This is a genomic window from Telluria sp. PB2R4 (assembly GCF_059685695.1).
The window spans coordinates 1-22625 of record NZ_JCASIC010000016.1 but is presented as its reverse complement, the minus strand read 5'-3'; the positions used below and the strand labels follow the sequence as shown (position 1 = coordinate 22625).

Here is a 22625-nt window from a genome sequence, read left to right as displayed (position 1 = left end):
CAGAGCGGGTGCTGAGCCTGCTTCATGATTAGGTGCGCGCACTTGTATAGAAAATTTGCGCTGATCCTTTGCTACAAAATTGCTATGGCAGAGGACCTGCTCCCTCTGTAAACACCTATTCCTCGGTCCAGTCCATCATGGGGGCGACACTTAAGGTTCGCTTGCGGTATTTCATACAATCCGTAATTCTCTATGCTCAAGTAATGAGGAGCCCCATGCGCTCAACTGGACAGTGCAATCGTTCAGTCGCTTTACGGCTCAACAGAGCATTATAAAGCTTGGCAGCATCCTTCGCGATCGCCCCATGCGCCTGCCGAGCGCATCTGGCTCAGGGCATGGGGATGTGGTCGCGCAACACTTCGCCGCGCTCGAGGGCAGTGATGCTGTCGATGGTGGTGCGCATGATCTGCCCAATCGCTTCCACCGTGAAAAAGGCCTGGTGTCCGGTGACAATCACGTTGGGAAACGACACCAGACGCTGGATCACATCGTCCGTGATGATGGTCGACGACAGGTCCTGGAAGAACAGGCTCGCCTCTTGCTCGTAGACGTCGATCGCGAGACCGCCCAACTGGCCGGTCTTGAGAGCCGCGATAGCGGCCTCGGTGTCGACCAGGCCACCCCGGCTGGTATTGACGAGGATAAGGCCCCGCTTGGCCCGGGCCAGCGAGCCAGCGTTGACAATGTGGTGGGTATCCTCAGTAAGCGGGCAGTGCAGTGACACCACGTCGCTGCAGTCGAGCAGCTCGTCGATGCCGGGATAGCGGCCTCCCTGCGCCTCGAATGCAGGGTTCGGGAACCGGTCATGGCCGATTACCGTGCAGCCGAATCCGTGCATGATTCGCGCGAAGATCGTCCCGATCTTGCCGGTGCCGATCACGCCGACGGTTTTCCCATGCAAGTCGACGCCCATCAGACCATCGAGGTCGAAATTTCCATCGCGCGTGCGCGCGCTGGCCCGCGCGATCTTGCGGTTCACAGCCAACAACAGGCCGACCGCAAACTCGGCCACCGAATGCGGCGAGTAATCCGTCACCCGCACTACCGCAATGCCCAGGCGCTCGGCGGCGGCGACGTCGATGTGGTTGTAGCCGGTCGATCGGGTAGCGACCAGGCGTGTGCCCTGGGCGGCCAGCAGGGCCAGCACTCCCGCATCGACATTGTCGTTAACGAATACGCACACTGCCTCGCAGTCCGCGGCAAGGACTGCCGTGTCGATGTCCAGTCGGTCTTCGATGAAACGCAATTCATGGCCGGCGTCGGCGTTCGCCTTGACTAGCATGATTTTGTCGTAGCGCCGTGCGCTGAATACTGCCGTCTTCATGTTTGCCTCGCAGATGTGGATGTGGCTCGTCGTTTTTTGACCATCGTAATCGGGTTTCTGCTCGGCGCAGTAAAGCTTTGGCACTGCCGCTTTGCCAATAGCGGTTAATTTTCCCAGCCTTCCCCAACAAAAACTGCTTACAACTAACAAGCAAGCCGGTAAAATCGCATATATTCCCGCATAGAAACATTTAGTCACGGCGTCGTGCGGGACGCCGCATGTCCATCCGGAGCTTCCTCCCCCTTTCCATTGCCGCCATGTACGAGGTGAACACATGAACAACATGACCCGCACGGGCGCAGCTAGCGGCCTCGACCAGCAACGGCGCGCGGTGCGCCGCAACCCGAACGACGCGACTGCCCAGGCCCTGCTGGGCCTGGCGCTGCTGAAGGCGCGCGAGCTCGAGGAAGGCGTCGCCTGCCTGCAGCGCGCCCTGCGCCTGGACCGCGGCATGCGCGACCTGCAGGCGGTGCTGGCGCCGGCGCTGCTGGAACTGGAACGTTACGCTGAGGCGGCCGAGGTGTATCGCGCCGCCCTGCGCCACCAGGAGACCCCGGACCTGCACCAGGACCTGGGCATCGCCCTGCTGCGCGCCGGTTCCAGTGAAGAGGCCGAAGCCAGTGCACGCCGCGCGGTCGAGCTGGCACCCGAAACGCCGCGCTTCCTGCTCACCCTGGCCTCGACCCTGCATGCCCAGGGCAAGATCGAGGAAACCGTCGCGGTGCTGGAACAGGCGCTCGCCCTCGATCCGGGCCAGCCGGACGTGCACCTGGACCTGGGCGAGCAGCTGCTGCGCCTGAAGCGCCACGCGGAAGCCGCCGGGCACTACGAGGCCGTGCTGGCGGTCCGGCCCGACCATATCAAGGCACTGGGCGGCCTCGGTGTCTGCCACGACAACCTGAAGCGCCACAAGGAAGCCATCGCCTGCTTCGAAGCGGTGCTGGCGCAGGCGCCGGAAGACGCGCATACCCTGGTCAACCTGTCGAACGCCCTGCGCAATAGCAACGACCTGGGCGCATCGCTGGCGGCGCTGCGGCGCGCCCAGGCGCTCGCGCCCGACGACCAGCCCATGCTGCGCGGGCTGCTGCACACCTGCTTCTCGATCGGCGAATGGGAAGAGGCGTTGCGCCTGGCACGACGGGTGTTCGAGACGCATCCGAGCCCGGAAACCCACAGCGCCTTCCTATTCATCCTGAGCCATTGCACCTTCGACCCGGACGAGCTGACCCGCGAACACGTCGCCTACGGCACCCGCTGGGAGACACCGCTGGCGGCCCTGCGCCAGCCGCATGCCAACCTGCCCGACCCGCAGCGCCCATTGAAGATCGGCTTCGTGTCGGCCGACCTGCGCAACCATGCGGTCGCCTCGTTCATCATGCCGATCTTCGAGGTGCTGAAGGACAGCGCCCAGCTCGCGCTGTTCGCCTACCATAACCATGTGGCGGAAGACCCGGTCAGCGACCGCCTGCGCGCCTGCACCGCGGGCTGGCGCAGCATCGTCGATCTCGATGACGACGCGGTCGAGCGCCTGATCCGCGAGGACGGCATCGACATCTTGATCGACCTCTCGGGCCACTCTGCCATGAACCGCCTGCCGCTGTTCGCGCGCCGGCCGGCGCCGGTACAGGCCACCTGGATCGGCTATGCCGGCACCACCGGGCTGCGCGCCATGGATTACATCCTGTGCGACCAGTTCCTCGTGCCGGAAGGACGCTACGAAGACCAGTTCACGGAACAGATCGTGCGGCTGCCGCTCGGTACCCCCTTCATGCCCGAGCCCGGTGCGCCGCCGGTCAGCCCCCTGCCTGCCCAGCGCAACGGCTACCTGACCTTCGGCAGCTTCCACCGTGCGAGCAAGCTGAGCCGGCACGTGATCGCCCAGTGGGCGAAACTGCTGCATGCGATTCCCGATTCCCGGATGCTTCTCGGCGGCATGCAGGCCGGCATCGACGACGTGGTGATCGCCTGGTTCGAACAGGAAGGCATCGCCCGCGAGCGCCTGCTGCTGCGGCCGCGCGCGCCCCTGTACGATTACCTGAAGCAGCACGACGACGTCGACATCTGCCTCTGCCCCTTCCCGTACGGCGGCTCGACCACCATCGGCCATGCCCTGTGGATGGGCGTACCGACGCTGGCAACCGTCGGCGCGACCAACCCGAGCCACAGCCCGGGGCCTTTCCTGACCCACCTCGGCCTGAACAGCTTCTTCACCGAAGACGAGGAGACCTACGTCAAGCTGGGTGTGTTCCTCTCGCAGAACCTGGGCGCGCTGGCGGCCATGCGTGCAAGCATGCGCGACCGCTTCCTCAAGTCCCTGCTCGGCTATCCGGGCGTGACGGCGGCAGCCATGGAGCTGGGCCTGCGCCAGATGTGGGCGCGCTGGTGCCTTGGGGAGGCGGCGGCCCCGATCCGGGTGCGCCTGTCCGACCTGGTGACGGAAGAACAACAATAGGCCGGCTCAAAAATATTTCCACATGGAACTTAATGAGGCGACCAGACCGGTCGCCTTGTACTGATGAGAGCGAGTGACGCACTCGGAACCGCGGTGCGAACCGCAGTCGATTCGAACCTCAGACCAATCAATCAGGAGCCACCATGCTGAGCCTTCACACCAACAACGCTGCACTGTCCGCACAAAACTCGATCAGCCGCACCCAGAGCTCGCTGTCGACCTCGATGACCCGCCTGTCGACCGGCTACCGCATCAACTCGGCAATGGACGACGCCGCCGGCCTGCAGATCGCTTCGCGCCTGAAAGCCCAGACCTCGGGCATGGCCGTCGCCATGCGCAACACCCAGAACTCGACCTCGATGCTGCAGACCGCCGAAGGCGCGCTGGACGAAGTCGGCAACATGCTGGTCCGCATGAAGGATCTGGCAACCCAGTCGGCCGACGCTTCGTCGACCGCCAAGGACAAGGAAGCCATGCAGTCGGAATTCGACGCACTGGGCCTGGAACTGAAGAACGTCCTGCAGAACACCACCTTCGGCGGCACCAAGCTGCTGGTCGGTACCGCCAACGACGGTACCCTGCGCGCCGGCGCCATGACCTTCCAGATCGGCGCCTCGTCGAGCGAGACCATGAGCGTGAACCTGAGCACCGCGATTTCGCAAGTCGTCAGCGACGTCAGCTCGGCCACCGTCAACTACAGCAGCACCACCACCGGTAGCGAACTGACCGCCGGCACCAACGCCAACACCACCATCGGCAAGCTGGAAACGGCCCTGGCATCGGTCAACAAGGTCCGTTCGGACCTGGGCGCCGCGGCCAACCGCCTCGAGCACGTGTACAACAACCTGTCGAACATCAGCACCAACAGCAAGGCCGCCACCGGCCTGATCATGGACGTCGACTTCGCGAGCGAAAGCGCGAACATGACCTCCAACCAGATGCTGCTGCAAGCTGGTACCGCAATGCTGAAGCAGTCGAACAGCATGTCCTCGATGGTCATGTCGCTCCTGCAGTAATGGCTCTGCTTCCTGGCGCATAGCGCCGGGAACCGCCAAGGGCCAGCCGCACTCCGGCTGGCCTTTTTTACTTTAGACTTCGGATTACCATGTCCAGCCTGCCACTCAGTATGCCGCTGCCCGTCCCCGCCGCACCCAGGCTCGCGGTCGGCCCGGTCACTGCGCCCGTTCCCGCTCCCGCCGTCGCCGCGCCGCTGGGCCAGGGCGCATTCGTCGCCGCCGAGCTGGCCGAGCTGGCGCTGCCCGCCGCGTCCACCCCAGGCGCCGCCACGCCGGCGGCCGGCGCCGCTGCCGCGGAACTGGACAGCCACGCGATGCGGCCCGACCAGGTGGTGATGGCGCGCCAGCTGTCCTTCCAGCGTGGCGATGCCGCCTCGCTGGGAGCAAGCTGGCGTTCGATGGTGCGCAACTACGGCCGCCAGCTGATGGTGAGGGAGCAGCAGGCCCTGGCCGGCCAGCTGCCGCCAGCGGCGCTGGCGGTCCAGCAGCAGGGCAGCGTCCTGCCGCAGCCGCTGCTGCCGGCGCACCTGCGCCATGCGATACCGGACGATGCCTGGCGCTTTACCGTGCATGCGAACGGCGCCCAGGCCCAGCACCTGAGCGTGGTCGCGCAGGAACGCGACGAGCCGCCGGGACGGCGCCGGCGCGGCCGCGCCGCACTGCGCCTCGAGATTGACATGCCGGATGGGACCCGCGTGACGGTGCAGGTGGAACCGGTGCCGGGCGGGGTGTCGCTGGCGCTGCATGCCCCGGACGCCCGCACGCTCGGCCATCTGCGCGAACTCCAGCCGACGCTCGAGGCGGCGGTGCAGCACGCGGGGCTGCAGGTGATGCGCTGGACCTTCAGCGACCGCCTGCCGGCCGCGCCGGCGCATGCGGCGCTCGCCGCCCACCAGGCCGAGTCGGTCCTGACGCCGGCGGTGTTCCGGGCCGTGGCCGAACTGGCTTTGATGTTACCTGCTGCCCGTTAGGATTCGTGCCAGCCGGCCGGCCGCCGTTTAATGGGACGGGCCGGCGCGCCGACCGCGGTGCAATCGGCATCGATGTCCGCCGTCACGACCGCCCCCGCCCCCACCACCGACCAGGCGCCGACCTGCGCGCGCGGAATCACGGCGCTGCCGATGCCCAGCTCCGCCCCTTCGCGCAGCAGCACATTGCCGGCCAGGTGGACGCCGGGCGCCAGCGTGACGAAATCTTCCAGCACGTCGTCGTGCGCCAGCGTGCAGCCGACGTTCACGTGCACGTGCTCGCCCAGCCGGATGTCGGTGGTGAGCATGGCGCCGGCGCAGACTACGCTGCCCGCGCCGAGCTCGACGCCGGCGCCGATCCAGGCGCGCGGGTGCACCAGCACCGGGAAGGAATTGCCGCCCAGCGCGCGGATGCGGCGCACCAGCCGCTTGCGCGCCGCCGGCGCACCGACCGCCACCACCACCGCGGCGTCGGGATTGGCCGCCAGCCAGCCGAGATCACCCAGCACCGGCAGGCCCGCGACCGCCGGCGGCGCGTCGAAGCCGGCATCGGCCAGGAAGCCGACGCAGTCCCACGCCGGCGCTGCTGGTGCCAATGCGGCATTGATGTCGCGGATCAGCTGCAGGATTTCGCGCCCATGCCCGCCCGCGCCGACGATCGCGATGCGCCGGATCATGCGCGCGCGTCTCTTACCAGGCCCACGATCCGCTCGACGTCTTCGTCGCCGAGCGCCGGATAGATCGGCAGGCACAGCACCTGGTCGGCGGCGCGGCTTGCCACCGGCAGGTTTTCCGGCGCCGACGACAGCATGCCGCGGTACATCGGGAAGCTCGAGATCAGGGGATAGAAGTAGCGGCGCGCCACGATGCCGTGTTCCTTGAGCCGGTCGTACAGCGCGTCGCGGCCGAGCGGGTATTCCGGCCCGACCAGGATCGGGAAATACGAATGATTGGTGGTACCCACGTCGGCGGGACGCACGCAGGTGATTCCGTCCACGTCGGCAAACGCGCGGCTGTACTTGCGCGCCACCTCGCGCCGGGCCGCCATCGCGGCGTCGATGCCCTTGAGCTGGAGCAGGCCGAAGGCTGCGTTGATCTCGCTCATCTTGCCGTTGATGCCGGCAGCGACCACCGTGGTCTCGTCGACGAAGCCGAAGTTCTTCAGGCGGTCGATGCGCTGCTTGGTGCGCGCATCCGGGCTGACGATCGCCCCGCCCTCGAAGGTATTGAATACCTTGGTGGCGTGGAAGCTCAGCACCGACAAATCGCCGCAATTCAGGACGCTCGACCCGTTCTTCTGCACCCCGAAGGCATGCGCCGCATCGTAGATGACCTTCAGGTTGTAGTTATCGGCAATGGCCTGGATGGCGTCGGTGTCGCACGGTTCGCCGTAGCAGTGCACCGGCATGATGGCGGTGGTGCGCGGCGTGATCGCCGATTCGATCCTGGCCGGGTCGAGGTTCAGGTTGACCGGGTCGATGTCGACGAACACCGGTGTGATCCCGTTCCACAGCAGCGAGTGCGAGGTCGCCACAAACGAATACGGCGTGGTGATGACTTCGCCGGTGACGCGCAAGGCCTGCAGGGCGGTGAGCAGGGCCAGGGTGCCGTTGGCGAACAGGCTGATATATTCCACACCGAGGTGGCGGCACAGTTCCTCTTCGAGCTGCTGGTGGAACGGTCCGCCGTTGGTCAGCAGGCGCCGGTCCCATATCTGCTGCAGGCAGGCAGTGAACTCTTCCAGCGGCGGCATCTCCGGCTGGGTGACATAGATCGGTTTGTTCATGGAAGCCTCGCTAGGGTGGCAGTGGGATCAGCCGACCGTGCCGACGATCGACACGTCGCGGTTCTCGGGGATCTCGTTGTAGGACAGGACGTGCAGGCCTGGCGCGAACAACCTCGCGTAGCGCGCCAGCAGCGGGCGCACCTGCGGCAGCACCAGCAGCAGCGGCGGCGTGTGCTGCTGCTTCATCTGCTCGCGCGCCACCGGCATGTTGATCTGCAGCTGGGACAGCAGTTGCGGATCGATCGGGTAGTTGTCGAGCGCGACCTTGCCGCCGCCGTTCTGGCGCGCCTGGTTCAGGGAACCGAGCAGCATGTTCTCCAGTTCGGCCGACAGGTTAAACGCCGGCATGTCCTTCTTCTTGCCGAACATGCCGGACACGATCTGGCGCCGCAGCGCGCAGCGCACTTCGGCCGCCAGCAGGATCGGGTCCTTGGTGGTCTCCGAGCTGTCCAGCAGCGTGGTGGCGATCGCCACGATGTCCTTCAGCGACACGCCCTCTCCCAGCAGCACGCGGAACACGCGCAGCAGCTGGGTGTGGGTCAGCGCCTTTTCCAGCGCGCCGGCCAGCTTCGGCGACAGCGCGGTCAGGCGCTCGATGATCGCCGGCACATCTTCGTGGCGGAACAGCTCGTGCAGGTATTCGCGCACCACTTTCGAGGTATGGGTCGCGATCGCGCTCGACACCTCGACCACCTGGTAGCCCAGGCCCAGCGCGTCGGCCTTCTGCTCGGGTGCGATCCAGGTGATCGCCATGCCGTAGGCCGGTTCGATGCCCGGGATGCCATCGAGTTCGCCGTACACGTTGGGCGACGGGATCGCCATCAGGTGGTCCGGCATCACTTCGGCCTCGGCCACGACGACGCCCGACAGGCTGATCGAATACTGCGAAGGGCGCAGCGCCAGGTCGTCGCGCACGCCGATCGCGGGCAGCAGCATGCCCATCTGCTCCGACAGGCTCTGGCGCACGCCCTTGATGCGTTTGCTGAGCGGCTCGCCCTGCGCCTTGTCGATCATGTTCACCAGCTTGTAGCCGACCGCCACCGTCACCGGCTGCACCACGGGCAGCGCCTGCCAGTCGAGGTCGGGCGCGCGTTCGTCGCGCAGCGCGGCCTCGATCGCGGCAACCCCGGCATTGTCGGGCGCCTTGACCTGCTTGGTCAACCGCCAGCCGACATAGCCGACCACGCCGCCGAACACGAAGAAGATAAAGGTCGGCATGCCCGGCACCAGGCCGAGGATGATCATCACGCCGGCCGCCGAGAACAGCACCGCCGGCTGGGCCAGCAGCTGGCCGCCTACCTGCTTTTCGAGGTCGCCGGATTCGCCGATGCGCGTCACCAGGATCGCGGCCGCCGCCGACAGCAGCAGCGCCGGAATCTGCGCCACCAGGCCGTCACCGATGGTGAGCAGCGCATACACTTTGGCGGCTTCACCCAGCGGCAGGTCGTACATCAGCGCGCCGATGGCGGTGCCGCCGACCAGGTTGATGATCAGGATCAGGATCGAGGCGATCGCGTCGCCGCGCACGAACTTCGAGGCGCCGTCCATGGCGCCGTAGAAGTCGGCTTCGGCCGCCACGTCCTTGCGCCGCTGGGTGGCTTTTTCCTGGTTGATCAGGCCCGCGTTCAAGTCGGCGTCGATCGCCATCTGCTTGCCGGGCAGCGCGTCCAGCGTGAAGCGCGCCGACACTTCGGAGATACGTTCCGCGCCCTTGGTCACCACGATGAAGTTGATGATCATCAGGATCACGAACACCACCAGGCCGACCACGAAGTTACCGCCGATGACGACGTTGGCGAAAGACTCGATCACATGGCCGGCAGCGTCCGACCCGGTATGGCCGTTGAGCAGCACCACGCGGGTCGAGGCCACGTTCAGCGCCAGGCGCATCAGGGTGGTGCCGAGGATCACGGTCGGGAACACCGAGAAGTCGAGCGGGCGCTTGGCCGTCACCGACACCAGGATCACGATCAGCGCGAGCACGATGTTGAACGTGAACAGCACGTCCAGCACCGCCGGCGGCAGCGGCAACATGATCATCGCCAGCAGCGCGATCAGGAAGACCGGGCCGGCGAACTTCTGGCGCTTCAGCTCCGAGATGAAGGAATTGAAGGAATTCATGCGGAAACCTCACTCAAATGCGATGGGACGGCCACCTCGTTGGGGAACCGTGGGGGCGCCTGGCGCCGGCCGGCACGGAACGCGTTCAGTTGCAGGACATAGTTCAGGACCTGCGACACGGCCCCGTACAGCTGGGCCGGGATCTGCTGCTGGACCTGGCTGGTGTTGTAGATCGCGCGCGCCAGCGGCGGCAGCGACAGGGTTTCGATCTTGTGCTCGCGCGCCACGCTGCGGATATACAGCGCCATCTCGTCCACGCCCTTGGCCACCACGAACGGGGCTTCGGCGCGGTTGGTGTCGTACTTGAGCGCCACCGCGTAGTGCTCGGGATTGACGATCACGACGTCGGCGGTCGGCACGCTCTTGCGCACGCTGCGCTGGGCCAGCTGGTTCTGCAGCTGGCGGATGCGCTGCTTTACTTCGGGCCGTCCCTCGTTGCCCTTGTGTTCTTCCTTGAGCTCCTGCTTGCTCATGCGCTGGTTTTTGGTGAATAGGAAGGACTGCACCGGCACGTCGACCAGCGCAAACACCACGAACACCGCCACCATCGCCATCAGGCCGTCCAGCATCAGGGAGGTGCCGCCCACCAGCGCGTCGGCGAGCGGCATGCGCTGCAGCTCGACGTAGGCCTTCATCCCCGATCCGGTCACATGCCACAGCACCAGGCCGAGCACCGCCGCCTTGGCGGCGGAAGTCGCAAAGCCGATCCAGTGCTTTTGCGAGAACAGGTTGCCCAGGTTGGTGATCGGGCTCAGGCGGCTGAACTTGGGCGCCATGTTCTTGCCCGAGAAAATCAGGCCGCCCGGCAGCGCGCCGGCGGCGATGATCGCCACCGGCACCGCCAGCAGCGGCAGCACCATCTTCACCAGCAGCATCAAGGCGCCGCTGAACACCACCGACATCGCGTTCTCGATCGCGCCGGCTTCGCCCAGCGGCACGAACACCAGCCGGAACAGCGAACGGAAGGACTCGAGGTAGCCCGGCAGCAGCATGGCAAACAGCTTCAGGCTCACGAGGATGCCGACCGCGGTCGCCAAATCGCGCGAACGGACGACCTGCCCTTCGTCGCGCGCCTTTTTCAGTTTCTGCGCTGAGGGCTTTTCGGTCTTGTCGCCACCGGTGCCGTTATCGGCCATGCGCCATCCTCATCTGCGCCGAGAGCATCTCCAGGATCTGGTTGGTCATCGAGACGTAGTGCTCGGGGATGAAGCGCACCACCTGGATCAGCATCAGGAGTCCAAAGATCGTCACCAGCGAGAAGCCCAGCGAAAACAGGTTCAAACTCGGCGCAACCCGGTTCAGGAAACCGAACCCGATCTGCACCACCATTGTCGAAAACACGATCGGCAGCGCCAGCAACATGGCTGCCGAAAATATCCAGGCCACGTTCAGCGCCACCGCTTCCAGCAGCAGGGGGCCGTAACCGGCGCCGACCGGCCAGGCCTTGAAGCTCTGGCCCACCACGCCCATCAGCACCAGGTGGCCGTCGATGCCGAAGAACACCAGGATCGCTAGCAGTGACAGCAGGCCGGACACCACGTCCGACGCCTGTCCGTTCATCGGGTCGTTCATCTGCGCCATCGAAAAACCGATCTGGCTCGACGCCAGGAAACCGAGCATCGAGATCACGGCCATCGCGAACTGCAGCGCCAGCCCGAGCACGCCGCCGATCACGGCCTGCTCGACCATCGTCACCACCCCGGCCAGCGAGAACGGGTCGGGCATCGCCGCGGCGCTCTGCGTGGTCAGGGGCAGCATCATGAACGACAGCGCCACCGACAGCAGCACGCGGACCGGCACCGGCACCGCGCCCTCGCCCAGCACCGGGGCAGTCGACAGCATGGCCATGATGCGGGCGAACGGCCACCACAGGGCATTCATCAGCGGCAGCAGGAAGCCGACCAGCTCCATCGTTCCAGTCCGTCGCCGTCAGGACGCGAGCGTCGCTGCGCGCTGGAACACCGACACGCAGTAATCCATCAGCGTGGAGGTCATCCAGTGGCCGGCCAGGATCACCGCCGCCAGCGTCACCAAGAGGCGCGGCAGGAAACTCAGGGTCTGTTCATTGATCTGGGTGGCGGCCTGGAACAGCGCCACGATCAGGCCCATGACCAGGCCCGGCACCACCAGCACCAGGACCAGCAGCATCACGACCTGCAGGGCCTCGACCACCAGGTCGACAGCGATATCAGGACTCATTATTCATTCTCTCCGCTAGTAGGCATGGATACTGCCGACCAGCGTATTCACGGTCAGGGTCCAGCCATCCACCAGCACGAACAGCAGCAGCTTGAAGGGCAGCGAGATCACCAGCGGCGACAGCATCATCATGCCCATCGCCATCAGCACCGACGACACCACCAGGTCGATGATCAGGAACGGAATGAACAGCATCGCGCCGATCTGGAACGCGGTCTTCAGTTCGGACAGCACGAAGGCCGCCAGCTTGACGGTGAAGCCGCGCTTTTCGGGCGCCAGGTTGGCCGGCTCGCCGGCCAGGTGCGCGACCTGGGCCAGCGAGGTCTTGCTGGTCTGGGCCAGCATGAAGCGCGTCAGCGGCACCTCGGCGATCTTCAATGCCTGCTCCAGGCCGATCTTGTCCTTGTCGTAGGGGAGGAAAGCGTCGCGCCACACCGCTTCGCCGACCGGCCGCATCACGAGCAGGGTCAGGATCAGGGCGATGCCGGTGATGATCCGGTTCGGCAGGCCCTGTTGCAGGCCGAGAGCCTGGCGCAGCAACGACAGCACGATCACGAAACGGGTGAAGCTGGTCATCATCATGACCATGACGGGCAGCAGCCCGAGCAGGGTCATCAGGACCAGGATCTGCGACTTGACCGTCATCCCCTGGGTCGAGCCCGGGATCACCCCGGGCAGGATGCTCGGACCGGACTGCTGCTGTGCCGCCGCGGGCAGCGCGGCCAGCAGGAGCAGCAGCGCGATAGCGCCGCCCAGGAACGGCGCCGCGCGGCGCAAAGTTGAATCAGGACCCGCGCCGCGGGTACCCACCATCATGACGTCAGGGCGTCCAGGTTCAGGCCGTCGAGGTCGATGACCTTCAGACCGTACTGCTCGCCGGCGACGACGACTTCGGCGCGGCCGATCGGCGCGCCATTGACCTTGATGACCAGCGGCTCGCCGGCCAGGGCGTCGAGCGGCACCACCGAGGACGGGCCGATCGCCATCAGCTCCTGCAGCGAGATGCGGGCCGAGCCCACTTCCAGCGTCAGGGTGACCGGGATGCGGCGCATCATCTGCGGCAGCTGGCGCGCGGCATTCTTGCCGGCCACGGCAGTGGCGGCTTCGACGCCGTCGAGGTCGTCGATGATGACGTCACCAGTCAGTTGCTCGTTCAGGTTCATATCCATTTACTCGGCATCTTCAAAAGAGGTTAGACAGAGTTTTCCCTTGTGCTCGGCCACGGCGGCCGTGAACAGGCGCGATTCGTCGAGCAGCACGTCGGCGCGCCCGACCGACACCGGAATGACGTCGCCCACCTTCAGCTCGAACAGTGCGCCGAGCGTGGTCTCCTTGCTGGCCAGGCGGCCCTCGAGCTTCACGAACAGGCCGGAAGACAGCCCGTCATTGCCGGCGCGCGCGGTGCGCACGCTGCTGCGCTCTTCCTTCAGGCCCTGCAGCACATGCGACATCAATTCCTGGTCCAGGCCGATCCAGCAGTGGCTCTGCTGCCCGCCCTGTGCCGACAGGGTGATGCGAATGACCCAGCCGGCCTTGCCCGGTGCGCTGGCCGCCACCGGCGGCTCCACCACCGCGGCGTCCGCGCCCGGCACCTCGACGCCGACCGCCGCCAGGCCCTCGGCCACGCGCGCATGCAGCTGTTCCACCAGCTGCGCGGTCAGGGTCGCCGCCAGCCGTTCCTCGGTCGCGGTCACGCGTTCCAGGCTCGGGTCACGCGGCGCGCTCGGCGCGGCGCTCGGCGAGGGGTTCTTGCGGCCATAGCGGCCTTCCAGCAGGCTCAACAGCAGGCTGCGTTCGAACGCCACCGCGGCGGTACCCAGCGGGCCCGCCACCGCCAGCCAGCGCAGGCCATCGTCGTCGGGAGCGCGCTCGAACGCCAGGTTCACCAGGCGCCAGGCGCCCCAGTAGCGGCGACCGCCCGGCCCGCCCATCGCCGTGCCCAGGGCATCGGCGAAACGGCGCGCGAACTTCGGCAGCAGGTGCACCGGGCGGCCCAGCAGGCTGGGATCGAGCACCTGGTAATTACCCTGGAACTTTCCAGAAAGGTCGGCCCCGTCCCTGCGCGATCGGTCGAGTGGATTCATCGGCATTGTTTATTGGTCACTAGGAAACGGCGAATGACTTTTTTTCATTCCCCAAGGCAACAATTATACATGGAGATCGTCGGCGAAGACTTTGATATTCGCCTTTGATTTCCTACTTGCCCTACGGTAATATCACTCCTATCGCATCGCAGCAAGCGGCCTCATCCTTGTAGTGACATGGGAGAGACCCAGCAAAAGGGTCAAGAATAAGACGTCCGTTCGTAGACATCGATTTAACAAACCGGGCCCTTGACCAGCTAATTTGTCGGCAAAAGAAGACACAGTTTGTCGCCTCCGCACAACACCCGCAACATACCTTTTCGCACTGGAACGAAGCATGGCCACTGAACTTGCCGGTTTGATCAAAGCTGACCTTGCCGCACTGACAAATGAAGCCAATCGCCTGGCGATCGCCCCGGCGACCGACCTGTCCACCGGCAGTGCATTTAACAATTCGCCAGCTTCGTTCTCGTTTACCCAGACCATGAAGGATGTCATTGCCAGCGTCGATGGCGAAGACCGTGCCGCCGGCGAACGCATGGCCGCGGTCGACGCCGGCAAGAGCGACGACCTGGTCGGCGCCATGCTGGCGAGCCAGCAGGCCAGCCTGTCCTTCTCGATGCTCATGCAAGTACGCAACAAAGTCATGGGCGCCGTCGATGAACTGATCAAACTGCCGGTCTGACCTCTCCCTTATTGCAGAGACACGAAGAGAATATCCAGTGATTTCGACCCTCAAGGCCGCCTTTGGCGGCAAGAAGCTGGCGGTGCCCGACATGCCGCCGGCACTGCGCAACAACCTCACCCTGCTGATCGGCCTGGCCGTGGCCATCACGGCCGCGGTCATGCTGTTCCTGTGGCAGGACCAGTCGAACTACAAGCCGGTGTTCGGCGCGCGCGAAAAAGTCTCCGCCAGCGACATGATGGGCGTGCTCGAAGCCGAGGCCATTCCCTACCGCGTCCATCCGGAGAGCGGCCAGGTGATGGTGCCCTCCGGCGAACTGGGCAAGGTGCGCATGCTGCTGGCCGCCAAGGGCGTGACCGCCCAGCTGCCGGCCGGCCTCGAGCTGATGGACCGCAACGACCCGCTCGGCGTGTCCTCCTTCGTGCAGGACGTGCGCTTCCGCCGCGGCCTCGAAGGCGAACTGTCGCAGAGCATCCTGACCATGGACGCGATCGCCTCGGCGCGCGTGCACCTGGCGATCGCCAAGTCGAGCTCCTTCGTTGCCGGCGCCGGCGACCAGTCCTCGGCATCGGTGGTGGTCGCGGTCAAGCCGGGCCGCTCGCTGTCGAACGAGCAGATCGCCGCCATCGTCAACATGGTGTCGAGCAGCGTGGCGAACCTGTCCCCTGCGCGCGTGTCCCTGGTCGACCAGGCCGGCAATTACCTGTCCTCGCGCGTCGACCTGAGCGACGGCTACGACGGCCAGGCCCAGGGCCAGGGCGAGAACAGCGCGGCCAAGCGCTACACCGACGAGGTGCGCAGCAACGTCAATGAACTGCTGGCGCCGGTGCTGGGTGCGAATAACTTCAAGCTGAGCGTCACCGCCGACGTCGACAACGACAAGGTCGAAGAGACCCAGGAAAAGTACGGCGAAGCCCCGAAGGTCACCAGCGAGGCGATGCGCGAAGAGATGGAGCGCAGCCGCATGGCGCTGGGCGTGCCGGGCACGCTGTCGAACCGTCCGCCGCAGGCCGATCCCGCCGCGGCACAGGCAGATGCGCAAAATCCTGACGCCGCGGCCAAGCCGGACGACGGCAGCGCACGCAAGAACGCCACCACCCGCCAGTACGCCTACGACCGCGCGATCACCCAGATCAAGCGTTCGCGCGGCCGCCTGAAGAAGCTGTCGGTGGCGGTGGTGCTGAACAATGCGACCGCCGCCAACCCGAAGCTCGGCTATACCCCGGCCGAACTGGCGAACATCGAAAAGATCCTGAAGGGCGGCCTCGGCATCGACGCCGCGCGCGGCGACGTGCTGACCGTCTCCAGCCTGAGCTTCCCGGCCGTGCCGGTGGCCCAGGAGTGGTGGCAGGAACGCGACAACGTGGTCGACATGACGAGCTACGGCATGTATGCGCTCGCCGCCCTGCTCGGCTACCTGCTGCTGGCCCGCCCGCTGCTGCGCGCGGTCACCTCGCGCCTGGCGCCGCAGCCGCCTTTGATGCCGGCACCGCCGGCCCTGCCGGGTGCGCCGGGCGGCGCTGCGGCCACCGCGGACGGCGCCGTCGCAGCGCTGCCGGCTGGCAGCCCCGCCGCACTGGCGGCGCCGGGCGCTGCGGCTGCGGGCACCGAAGCCGCCGGCAAGATGCCGGTGGTCCCGCTGCTCGAAAACTACGACCTTCCGCCGGCCGGTTCGGCCGTCGACGTGATGGTCGACCATCTGAAAGTCCTCGCCGGCAAAGAGCCTGAGCGCGTTGCCGAAGTCGTCAAACAATGGGTACAGAAAAAACATGGCCGAACTGAATAACTTCGACGACGGCGACGCCGTCCTCTCCCCGGTCGAGCAGGCCGCCATCGTGCTGCTCTCGATCGGCGAAGAAGGTGCGGCCGCGGTGCTGCGCTGCCTCGAGCGCGAAGAATTGCTGGAGCTGACCCAGGTCATGTCGCGCATGAGCGGCATCAAGGTCGACACCGTGAAGACGGCGGTCCAGAACTTCTTCGACGACTACCGCCAGCAAAGCGGCCTGCACGGCGCCTCGCGCAGCTACCTGAAGCGCTCGCTCGACCTGGCCCTCGGCAGCGACATCGCCAACAGTGTCCTGAACACCATCTACGGCGACGAGATCCGCCCGATGATGGCGCGCCTGCAGTACGCCTCGCCCAAGTGGCTGGCCGAGTTCATTGCGACCGAGCACGTGCAGATGCAGGCGGTGTTCCTCGCCTTCCTGCCGCCTGCCCTCGCCTCGCAGATTCTGGAAGCGCTGCCCGCCGACGGTCGTGAACTCGTGCTGCTGAACATGGCCCACCTGGACGAGATCGAGCGCGACGTGCTGCACGAACTCGAAGAACTGGTGAACCGCTGCCTGTCGGCGCTGGACACGCAAAGCGCCAGTGTGGAAGGCGTGCGCCAGGTCGCCGAGATCCTCAACCGCCTGCAGGACAACCGCGCCGGCATGGTGGAGCTGCTGCGCGCCCACGATCCGGACGTCGTGTCGCAGATCGAGATGTCGATGTACGACTTCTTCATCCTGTCGCGCCAGACCGAACAGGTCATCACCCGCCTGCTCGACGAAGTGCCGCTCGAGCAGTGGGCGATCGCGCTCAAGGGCGCCGAACCGCTGCTGCGCGATGCCATCCTGGGCGCGATGCCGAAGCGCCAGGCGCAAAGCTTCGAAGACCTGATGCGACGTTCGGGCCCGGTTCCGATGTCGCGCATCGAGCAGACCCGCCGCGAGATCATGGCCACCGTCAAGGGCCTGGCCGACGCCGGCGAGATCGACATCGCCCTGTTTGCCGAGGCGACCGCCGAATGAAGCAATTCCGGCCCTATCACTTCCCGCCCCTGTACCAGCTCACCAGCGCCCTGCCGAAGGGTGCGACTGCGGGCAATGGCGCCGGCTCGGCGGAGGAATGGCAGGCCGCGCTGTCCGACGGCTATCGCCAGGGCCAGCGCGAAGGCTATGAGGCCGGCCTGGACCAGGGCCGCGGCGACGGCTTCCCGGTCGGCCAGGCCGAGGGCCTGCAGCGCGGCGTCGAGGAAGGGCGCGCCATGGCGCTCGCCGAATTCGAGCAGCTGTCCAAGCCGGTCGACGCCATGCTGAAAGGTCTCAAGAAGCTCAAGACCGACATGCGCGCGGCCCAGCGAAAAGAAGTCGTGGACCTGGTCGGCAAGATCGCGCGCCAGGTGATCCGCGCCGAACTGGCATTGCAGCCGGTGCAGCTGCTTGCGCTGGTGGAAGAAGCCCTGAGCGTGATGCCGCCTTCGCGCGACACGGTCGAGGTGTTCCTGAATCCGGAGGAACTGCGCCGCGTGCTCGAGCTCGACCCGAAGCGCGCCAAGAAGTGGACCCTGCTGCCTGATCCGGCCCTCGAGCCGGGCGAATGCCGGGTGCGCTCGGGCGACAATGAAGTCGACGCCGGCTGCCAGGGCCGCCTGTCGGCCGTGATGGACCAGGTGCGCGACCAGCTGCTGGATGCGGAGGACGAGGAATGACGGCGCTCGCGGCGCGCCTGCGCGCGGTCGAACTGGGGGCCGTGCCGGTCGCCACCCCGACCGGCCGCCTGGTCGGCGCCCAGGGCCTGCTGCTGGAGAGCGTCGGCTGCCCGCTGCACACTGGCCAGCGCTGCCGCATCGAGACCGTCGATGGCGGCTGGCTGGATGCGCAGGTGGTCGGCTTCAAGGAAAAGGTCTCCTACCTGATGCCGTTCAAGAAGGCCAGCGGCCTGGCGACCGGCGCGCGCGTGCTCCCGGTCGCGGACAAGGCGGAGCTGATGATCGGCCCTTCCTGGATGGGCCGCATGGTCAATGGCATGGGCGAGCCGATCGACGGACTCGGCAAGCTCGGCGGCGACGAGCCGCTGTCCACCACCCCGCCCAAGGTCAACCCATTGCGCAAGGCCCCGGTGGAGGAGCCGCTGGACGTCGGCGTGCGCGCGATTAATTCGATGCTCACGATCGGCAAGGGCCAGCGCGTCGGCCTGATGGCCGGTTCCGGCGTCGGCAAGTCGGTGCTGCTCGGCCTGATCACGCGCCAGACCGTGGCCGACGTGATCGTGGTGGGCCTGATCGGCGAGCGTAATCGCGAGGTGCGCGAATTCGTCGAGAAGTCCTTGGGCCCGGACGGATTAAGGCGCGCTGTGCTGGTGGTGGCGCCGGCCGACGAGTCGCCCCTGATGCGCGTGATGGCCACCGAATTGTGCCACTCGGTGGCAGCCCACTTCCGCGACCGCGGCCAGAACGTGCTGCTGCTGTGCGATTCGCTGACCCGCTACGCGATGGCGCTGCGCGAAGTGGCGCTGTCGCTGGGCGAGCCGCCGGCCACGCGCGGCTATCCGCCTTCGGTGTTCTCGAACCTGCCGCAGCTGGTGGAATCGGCCGGCAACGGCGAGAACCCGAGAGGCAGCATGAGCGCGATCTATACGGTGCTGGCCGAAGGCGACGACCAGCAGGATCCGGTGGTCGATTCGGCGCGCGCGATCCTCGACGGCCACATCGTGCTCACGCGCGAGCTGGCCGAACGCGGCCACTACCCGGCGATCGACGTCGCCCAGTCGATCTCGCGCTGCATGGCGCAGGTGGTCGGCCACGAGCACACGCTCGCCGCCCGCAAGCTGAAGGCGGCGCTGGCCAGGCATGCGCGCGTGCGCGACCTGATCCCGCTCGGCGCCTACGTGCCCGGCGCCGACCCGGAAACCGACAAGGCGGTGCGCTTGCACCCGCACATCGAAGCCTTCCTGTGCCAGGGCACGCGTGAAGAGGCGCCGATGGACGGCTGCGTCGAACATTTGAAAGCGATGATGGCATGAGCACCGGAATGAAAGAGCGCACCATCGCCAGCCTCGGCACCCTGGTGGAACTGCGCAGCCTCGACGTCGACCGCCTGCAGGCCGATCTGAGCACCCAGGAAGCGACACGCGCGCGCTACCAGAACAACCTGGCGCGCCTGGATGGCCTGGCGACCGGCAGCGGCGCCACCGGGGCACTGCCCCCGGCGCTGGCACTGAACTGCGGCGCCTACAAGCAGAACGTGATGGCGATGGCCGACCTGCACCGCACCGACCTGGCCCTGCACGAGGCCAACATGGCGGTCTCGCAGCGCAAGCTGGCCGATGCCTGGACCAAACGCGAGCTGCTGGGCAAGGTGCTCGAACAACATCAAGACGCGCACGCGCGCGAACAGGAACGCGCGCTGCGCAAGCGCGAAGACGACATCGCGACGCAATCGTGGATGGCAAGCCGCCCGACGGCATAACAAGAGCAAGGAGAAGCACATGGCAATCACCGCACCAACCTACGATCCGGTCAACACGGCGAACTCGCTGGCGGACAAATACGTCATGGCGCGCCAGCAGATCCTCGACACCCAGGGCAGGAACGCCGCAGCCACCCTGAAGGGCCTGACCGAACTGAATTCGGCGATCCTGGCCTTCCAGACCAGCCTGTCGACCGTGGCGGGCACCGGCAAGAGCATGTATGCGCAGGCCGCCACCTTCAGCGACACCGCCTACGGCAGCGCCACCGCCGGACCCACCGCGGCGGCCGGTTCCTACTCGTTCTTCGTCAAGCAGCTGGCCACCGCCAGCCAGGTGTCCTACAACGGCCTGACCGAAACCAGCAGCGGCGGCACCCTGGGCATCAAGATGGGCGGCGCCCTCGCCTTCAATGTCGACCTGAACGCGGCCGATACCGACGCCAACGGCACCCTGTCGACCCGCGAACTGGCGGCGGCGATCAACGGCGCCAGCGGCAACACCTCACTGGTGACGGCCTCGATCATCACCACCGGCGCAACCAGCGAACTGGTGCTGACTGCGAAGAACACCGGCGCCAGCACCGCGATCACCCTCGATACCTCGGCGGTGACCGGCCCGGCCAGCATCAAAGCGGCCAACGAGGCGCCCATCGGCGACGCCCGCGTGCGCACCCTGGTGACCGCCCAGGACGCCGAGATCCGCGTCGGTTCCGAGAACGGCACCTCGATCATCCAGGCCACCAACACCTTCACCAACATCGACGGCGTGAAGATGAGCTTCACCAAGGCGCACACCACCGGCAGCGCGCCCTTGAGCATCACGGTCGGCGCCGACAGCGCCGGCACCACCGCCAACGTGCAGGCTTTCGTCGACGCCTACAACAAGCTCAAGTCCGCACTGAACAAGCTGACCGATGCCGGCGACCCGGCCACGGGCGCGGCGTCCGGCGCCTTCGCCCACGACGGCGGCATCCGCGCGCTCAACGACCGCCTGGTCTCGCTGCTGCGTCCGACCACCGCCGGCGACACGCTGGCCTCGTTCGGCATCATCGCGACCAAGGAAGGCACCCTCGAAGTGCGCACCGACCGCCTGCAGAGCCAGCTGGCGCTCAAGCCGACCGGCCTCGATGCCATCATCGGCAGCGCTTCGACGTCGACCCCGACCGGCATCGCCGGCGCGCTCGACAAGTTCCTGAAAGGCTGGAGCAACAGCGCGGACGGCCAGATCAAGAAGCGCAAGGAAGCCACCACCGACAAGCAAGAGCTGCTTGCCGACCGCCAGGCCTTCCTGGACAAGCAGCACGAAGCGGCCTACAACCGCTACCTGAAACAGTTCACGGCGCTGGCCTCGATGCAGGGCGTCATGACCAACAACGTGTCGATGTTCGATGCCCTGTTCGGCAACGACAAAGACTGAACACGCCTACCATACTTACGGAATCGATCATGTCCTATCAGGAAGCCTACGGCAGCTACCACGCCGTCAACCTGGACGCGCAGACCTCGCGCGCCTCGCCGGTCGAGCTGGTGCTGCTGCTCACCGACGGCCTGCTCGACGAGCTGGCGCGCGCCCGCGCCCACATTGCCGCCAAGCGCTTCGAAGCCAAGGCGGCCAGCATCGACAAGTGCGTCGAGATCATCAACGGCCTGTCCAGCTCCCTCGACTTCGAGCAGGGCGGCGAGACCGTCGCCAACCTGGCGCGCATCTACGATTTCTGCGCCAACCACCTGCACGGCGCCGGCATCAAGATGGACCCGGCCATGGTCGATGAAGTGGTGCGCATCCTGACCACGATCCGCCAGGGCTGGAAGGGAGTCCAGGAGCGCAATGGATAGGACGCCTGCCATCGACCGCCTGGGCCAGGTCTTGCTGGATGCCGGCGCGCGCGCCGACTGGGAGCTGCTGGGCCGCGCGGTACGCGAGCTCGGTCCCCGGCTCGAGGCGCTGGCCGGCGGCCGGCCCTGGAGCGCGGCCGAGCTGGCCGCAGCCAGCCGCCTGCGCGCGGCCCACGCGGGCGCCGCACGTGCGCTGGCCGAAGCCAGCGCGCAGCTGCAGGCGCGCATGGAAGACATGCTGGCCAATAAAGAAGGCTGGATGGCCTATGCCCTCGCGGGCGACAACGACACTGGTACGACCCAACCATGAACATCACGATGAATAGCGCCTCCCTGCCCGCGTCAAGCGACGCCGCGGTCAACACCGCGGTCAACACCGCAGCCGCCGGCGAAGGCCTGCCGCTCGATCCGACGCTGGCCGCCGTCCAGCCGGGCGCCCTGCCGCCGCTCGCCTTCCTGCAGTTCATGCAAGTGGATGTCGCGCTGCCGGCCGAGCTCCCGCAACCCGCGCTGGACGCCGCCCCGCTTGATGCCGCCATTGGCGCCGCCCTCCCCGCTGCCGACGCGCAGGAGGAAAACCTTGAGGTCGCCGGCGACAGCGCCTCCCAGCCGCTGCTGGCCGCCATGAGCATGCCGTTGATGCCGGCGATGATGGCGATGCCGGCCGCGCTGTCGGCCACCATGCGCCTGGCCGGCACCCCGGAGCGCCAGGAGCGCGCCGCCGATGCGGCTCCGGTCGCAGCAAGTACAAATACAAGTACAAGTACAAGTACAAGTGCAAGTGCAAGTGCAAGTACAAGTGCAAATGCAAGTGCAAATGCAAGTGCGGACGCGGGCGCGGTCGCGCTGCCGCTCGCTGCCGCCCAGCCGGCGCCCGCTGCGGCCGGCGCCCAGCCGGCACGCGCGAGCGCGAGCTTGCCGTC

The 22625-nt window shown here is 66.6% G+C and carries 23 protein-coding genes; 13 read left to right on the top strand and 10 right to left on the bottom strand.

Features of this window, described 5'->3' with window-relative positions:
- Positions 1 to 328 precede the first annotated feature (328 nt).
- Positions 329 to 1324, bottom strand: coding sequence for a 2-hydroxyacid dehydrogenase (locus tag AC56LU_RS21605; RefSeq protein ID WP_497177739.1), 996 nt, complete (start codon positions 1322 to 1324; stop codon positions 329 to 331).
- A gap of 274 nt (positions 1325 to 1598) precedes the next feature.
- Here AC56LU_RS21605 and AC56LU_RS21600 point away from each other — a divergent pair, with 274 nt between their 5' ends.
- From AC56LU_RS21600 to AC56LU_RS21590, 3 genes are all read left to right on the top strand, one after another.
- On the top strand, positions 1599 to 3776 hold the full coding sequence (locus AC56LU_RS21600) for an O-linked N-acetylglucosamine transferase, SPINDLY family protein (protein WP_497177674.1): 2178 nt from the start codon (positions 1599 to 1601) through the stop codon (positions 3774 to 3776).
- 143 nt (positions 3777 to 3919) lie between these two features.
- On the top strand, positions 3920 to 4792 hold the full coding sequence (locus AC56LU_RS21595) for a flagellin N-terminal helical domain-containing protein (protein WP_497177673.1): 873 nt from the start codon (positions 3920 to 3922) through the stop codon (positions 4790 to 4792).
- 89 nt (positions 4793 to 4881) lie between these two features.
- Positions 4882 to 5763 carry a hypothetical protein gene (locus AC56LU_RS21590; RefSeq protein WP_497177672.1) on the top strand — a complete coding sequence of 294 codons (882 nt, stop codon included), beginning with the start codon at positions 4882 to 4884 and terminating at the stop codon, positions 5761 to 5763.
- Here AC56LU_RS21590 and AC56LU_RS21585 read toward each other — a convergent pair.
- From AC56LU_RS21585 to AC56LU_RS21545, 9 genes are read right to left on the bottom strand one after another with little or no spacing between them, the layout of a single operon-like run.
- Positions 5760 to 6437, bottom strand: coding sequence for an acetyltransferase (locus tag AC56LU_RS21585; protein ID WP_497177671.1), 678 nt, complete (start codon positions 6435 to 6437; stop codon positions 5760 to 5762). The genes AC56LU_RS21590 and AC56LU_RS21585 overlap by 4 nt on opposite strands.
- Positions 6434 to 7546: a DegT/DnrJ/EryC1/StrS family aminotransferase gene (locus tag AC56LU_RS21580; RefSeq protein ID WP_497177670.1), complete on the bottom strand. Its 1113-nt coding sequence runs from the start codon at positions 7544 to 7546 to the stop codon at positions 6434 to 6436. Before AC56LU_RS21580 ends, AC56LU_RS21585 begins: the two co-directional genes overlap by 4 nt.
- 27 nt (positions 7547 to 7573) lie before the next feature.
- The gene (locus AC56LU_RS21575) at positions 7574 to 9667 is read right to left on the bottom strand and encodes a flagellar biosynthesis protein FlhA (protein WP_497177669.1); all 2094 of its coding nucleotides are present in this window, start codon (positions 9665 to 9667) and stop codon (positions 7574 to 7576) included.
- Positions 9664 to 10803, bottom strand: a complete 1140-nt coding sequence (flhB, locus tag AC56LU_RS21570; protein ID WP_497177668.1) for a flagellar type III secretion system protein FlhB — start codon at positions 10801 to 10803, stop codon at positions 9664 to 9666. The genes AC56LU_RS21575 and flhB overlap by 4 nt, the downstream gene beginning before the upstream one ends.
- Positions 10793 to 11578 carry a flagellar biosynthetic protein FliR gene (gene fliR / locus AC56LU_RS21565; RefSeq protein WP_497177667.1) on the bottom strand — a complete coding sequence of 262 codons (786 nt, stop codon included), beginning with the start codon at positions 11576 to 11578 and terminating at the stop codon, positions 10793 to 10795. Before fliR ends, flhB begins: the two co-directional genes overlap by 11 nt.
- An 18-nt stretch (positions 11579 to 11596) precedes the next feature.
- Positions 11597 to 11866 (bottom strand): flagellar biosynthesis protein FliQ, encoded by a 270-nt coding sequence (gene fliQ, locus AC56LU_RS21560; protein WP_497177666.1) that lies wholly within the window; start codon positions 11864 to 11866, stop codon positions 11597 to 11599.
- A 15-nt stretch (positions 11867 to 11881) separates the two neighbouring features.
- Complete coding sequence (gene fliP, locus AC56LU_RS21555; RefSeq protein ID WP_497177738.1) at positions 11882 to 12679, bottom strand: flagellar type III secretion system pore protein FliP; 798 nt, start codon at positions 12677 to 12679, stop codon at positions 11882 to 11884.
- The gene (locus tag AC56LU_RS21550) at positions 12679 to 13035 is read right to left on the bottom strand and encodes a FliM/FliN family flagellar motor switch protein (protein WP_497177665.1); all 357 of its coding nucleotides are present in this window, start codon (positions 13033 to 13035) and stop codon (positions 12679 to 12681) included. Before AC56LU_RS21550 ends, fliP begins: the two co-directional genes overlap by 1 nt.
- Positions 13036 to 13956 (bottom strand): FliM/FliN family flagellar motor switch protein, encoded by a 921-nt coding sequence (locus AC56LU_RS21545; RefSeq protein ID WP_497177664.1) that lies wholly within the window; start codon positions 13954 to 13956, stop codon positions 13036 to 13038.
- A 331-nt stretch (positions 13957 to 14287) separates the two neighbouring features.
- Between AC56LU_RS21545 and fliE the strand changes: the two genes are divergently transcribed.
- The 10 genes from fliE to AC56LU_RS21495 form a co-directional block, all read left to right on the top strand.
- Positions 14288 to 14635, top strand: coding sequence for a flagellar hook-basal body complex protein FliE (gene fliE / locus AC56LU_RS21540; RefSeq protein WP_497177663.1), 348 nt, complete (start codon positions 14288 to 14290; stop codon positions 14633 to 14635).
- Positions 14636 to 14672: 37 nt separating this feature from the next.
- Complete coding sequence (fliF, locus tag AC56LU_RS21535) at positions 14673 to 16421, top strand: flagellar basal-body MS-ring/collar protein FliF (protein ID WP_497177662.1); 1749 nt, start codon at positions 14673 to 14675, stop codon at positions 16419 to 16421.
- Positions 16405 to 17427: a FliG C-terminal domain-containing protein gene (locus AC56LU_RS21530; RefSeq protein WP_497177661.1), complete on the top strand. Its 1023-nt coding sequence runs from the start codon at positions 16405 to 16407 to the stop codon at positions 17425 to 17427. Before fliF ends, AC56LU_RS21530 begins: the two co-directional genes overlap by 17 nt.
- Complete coding sequence (fliH, locus tag AC56LU_RS21525; RefSeq protein WP_497177660.1) at positions 17424 to 18107, top strand: flagellar assembly protein FliH; 684 nt, start codon at positions 17424 to 17426, stop codon at positions 18105 to 18107. The genes AC56LU_RS21530 and fliH overlap by 4 nt, the downstream gene beginning before the upstream one ends.
- Positions 18104 to 19420 carry a flagellar protein export ATPase FliI gene (gene fliI / locus AC56LU_RS21520; protein WP_497177659.1) on the top strand — a complete coding sequence of 439 codons (1317 nt, stop codon included), beginning with the start codon at positions 18104 to 18106 and terminating at the stop codon, positions 19418 to 19420. Before fliH ends, fliI begins: the two co-directional genes overlap by 4 nt.
- 8 nt (positions 19421 to 19428) lie before the next feature.
- The gene (locus tag AC56LU_RS21515; RefSeq protein ID WP_497177658.1) at positions 19429 to 19866 is read left to right on the top strand and encodes a flagellar export protein FliJ; all 438 of its coding nucleotides are present in this window, start codon (positions 19429 to 19431) and stop codon (positions 19864 to 19866) included.
- A 19-nt stretch (positions 19867 to 19885) separates the two neighbouring features.
- Positions 19886 to 21283: a flagellar filament capping protein FliD gene (fliD, locus tag AC56LU_RS21510; protein WP_497177657.1), complete on the top strand. Its 1398-nt coding sequence runs from the start codon at positions 19886 to 19888 to the stop codon at positions 21281 to 21283.
- Between the two features lie 29 nt (positions 21284 to 21312).
- Positions 21313 to 21702, top strand: a complete 390-nt coding sequence (gene fliS / locus AC56LU_RS21505) for a flagellar export chaperone FliS (RefSeq protein ID WP_497177656.1) — start codon at positions 21313 to 21315, stop codon at positions 21700 to 21702.
- On the top strand, positions 21695 to 22012 hold the full coding sequence (locus AC56LU_RS21500; protein ID WP_497177655.1) for a hypothetical protein: 318 nt from the start codon (positions 21695 to 21697) through the stop codon (positions 22010 to 22012). Before fliS ends, AC56LU_RS21500 begins: the two co-directional genes overlap by 8 nt.
- On the top strand, positions 22009 to 22625 hold a 617-nt coding region (locus tag AC56LU_RS21495; RefSeq protein WP_497177654.1), incomplete at its 3' end, for a hypothetical protein. The genes AC56LU_RS21500 and AC56LU_RS21495, both read left to right, overlap by 4 nt.

What these genes read in the sequence shown, in the direction of transcription:
- AC56LU_RS21605 (WP_497177739.1), bottom strand. Translation starts at nt 1,324, where the DNA reads ATGAAGACGGCAGTATTCAGCGCACGGCGCTACGACAAAATCATGCTA.
- AC56LU_RS21600 (WP_497177674.1), top strand. Translation starts at nt 1,599, where the DNA reads ATGAACAACATGACCCGCACGGGCGCAGCTAGCGGCCTCGACCAGCAA.
- AC56LU_RS21595 (WP_497177673.1), top strand. Translation starts at nt 3,920, where the DNA reads ATGCTGAGCCTTCACACCAACAACGCTGCACTGTCCGCACAAAACTCG.
- AC56LU_RS21590 (WP_497177672.1), top strand. Translation starts at nt 4,882, where the DNA reads ATGTCCAGCCTGCCACTCAGTATGCCGCTGCCCGTCCCCGCCGCACCC.
- AC56LU_RS21585 (WP_497177671.1), bottom strand. Translation starts at nt 6,437, where the DNA reads ATGATCCGGCGCATCGCGATCGTCGGCGCGGGCGGGCATGGGCGCGAA.
- AC56LU_RS21580 (WP_497177670.1), bottom strand. Translation starts at nt 7,546, where the DNA reads ATGAACAAACCGATCTATGTCACCCAGCCGGAGATGCCGCCGCTGGAA.
- AC56LU_RS21575 (WP_497177669.1), bottom strand. Translation starts at nt 9,667, where the DNA reads ATGAATTCCTTCAATTCCTTCATCTCGGAGCTGAAGCGCCAGAAGTTC.
- flhB (WP_497177668.1), bottom strand. Translation starts at nt 10,803, where the DNA reads ATGGCCGATAACGGCACCGGTGGCGACAAGACCGAAAAGCCCTCAGCG.
- fliR (WP_497177667.1), bottom strand. Translation starts at nt 11,578, where the DNA reads ATGGAGCTGGTCGGCTTCCTGCTGCCGCTGATGAATGCCCTGTGGTGG.
- fliQ (WP_497177666.1), bottom strand. Translation starts at nt 11,866, where the DNA reads ATGAGTCCTGATATCGCTGTCGACCTGGTGGTCGAGGCCCTGCAGGTC.
- fliP (WP_497177738.1), bottom strand. Translation starts at nt 12,679, where the DNA reads ATGGTGGGTACCCGCGGCGCGGGTCCTGATTCAACTTTGCGCCGCGCG.
- AC56LU_RS21550 (WP_497177665.1), bottom strand. Translation starts at nt 13,035, where the DNA reads ATGGATATGAACCTGAACGAGCAACTGACTGGTGACGTCATCATCGAC.
- AC56LU_RS21545 (WP_497177664.1), bottom strand. Translation starts at nt 13,956, where the DNA reads ATGCCGATGAATCCACTCGACCGATCGCGCAGGGACGGGGCCGACCTT.
- fliE (WP_497177663.1), top strand. Translation starts at nt 14,288, where the DNA reads ATGGCCACTGAACTTGCCGGTTTGATCAAAGCTGACCTTGCCGCACTG.
- AC56LU_RS21530 (WP_497177661.1), top strand. Translation starts at nt 16,405, where the DNA reads ATGGCCGAACTGAATAACTTCGACGACGGCGACGCCGTCCTCTCCCCG.
- fliH (WP_497177660.1), top strand. Translation starts at nt 17,424, where the DNA reads ATGAAGCAATTCCGGCCCTATCACTTCCCGCCCCTGTACCAGCTCACC.
- fliI (WP_497177659.1), top strand. Translation starts at nt 18,104, where the DNA reads ATGACGGCGCTCGCGGCGCGCCTGCGCGCGGTCGAACTGGGGGCCGTG.
- AC56LU_RS21515 (WP_497177658.1), top strand. Translation starts at nt 19,429, where the DNA reads ATGAAAGAGCGCACCATCGCCAGCCTCGGCACCCTGGTGGAACTGCGC.
- fliD (WP_497177657.1), top strand. Translation starts at nt 19,886, where the DNA reads ATGGCAATCACCGCACCAACCTACGATCCGGTCAACACGGCGAACTCG.
- fliS (WP_497177656.1), top strand. Translation starts at nt 21,313, where the DNA reads ATGTCCTATCAGGAAGCCTACGGCAGCTACCACGCCGTCAACCTGGAC.
- AC56LU_RS21500 (WP_497177655.1), top strand. Translation starts at nt 21,695, where the DNA reads ATGGATAGGACGCCTGCCATCGACCGCCTGGGCCAGGTCTTGCTGGAT.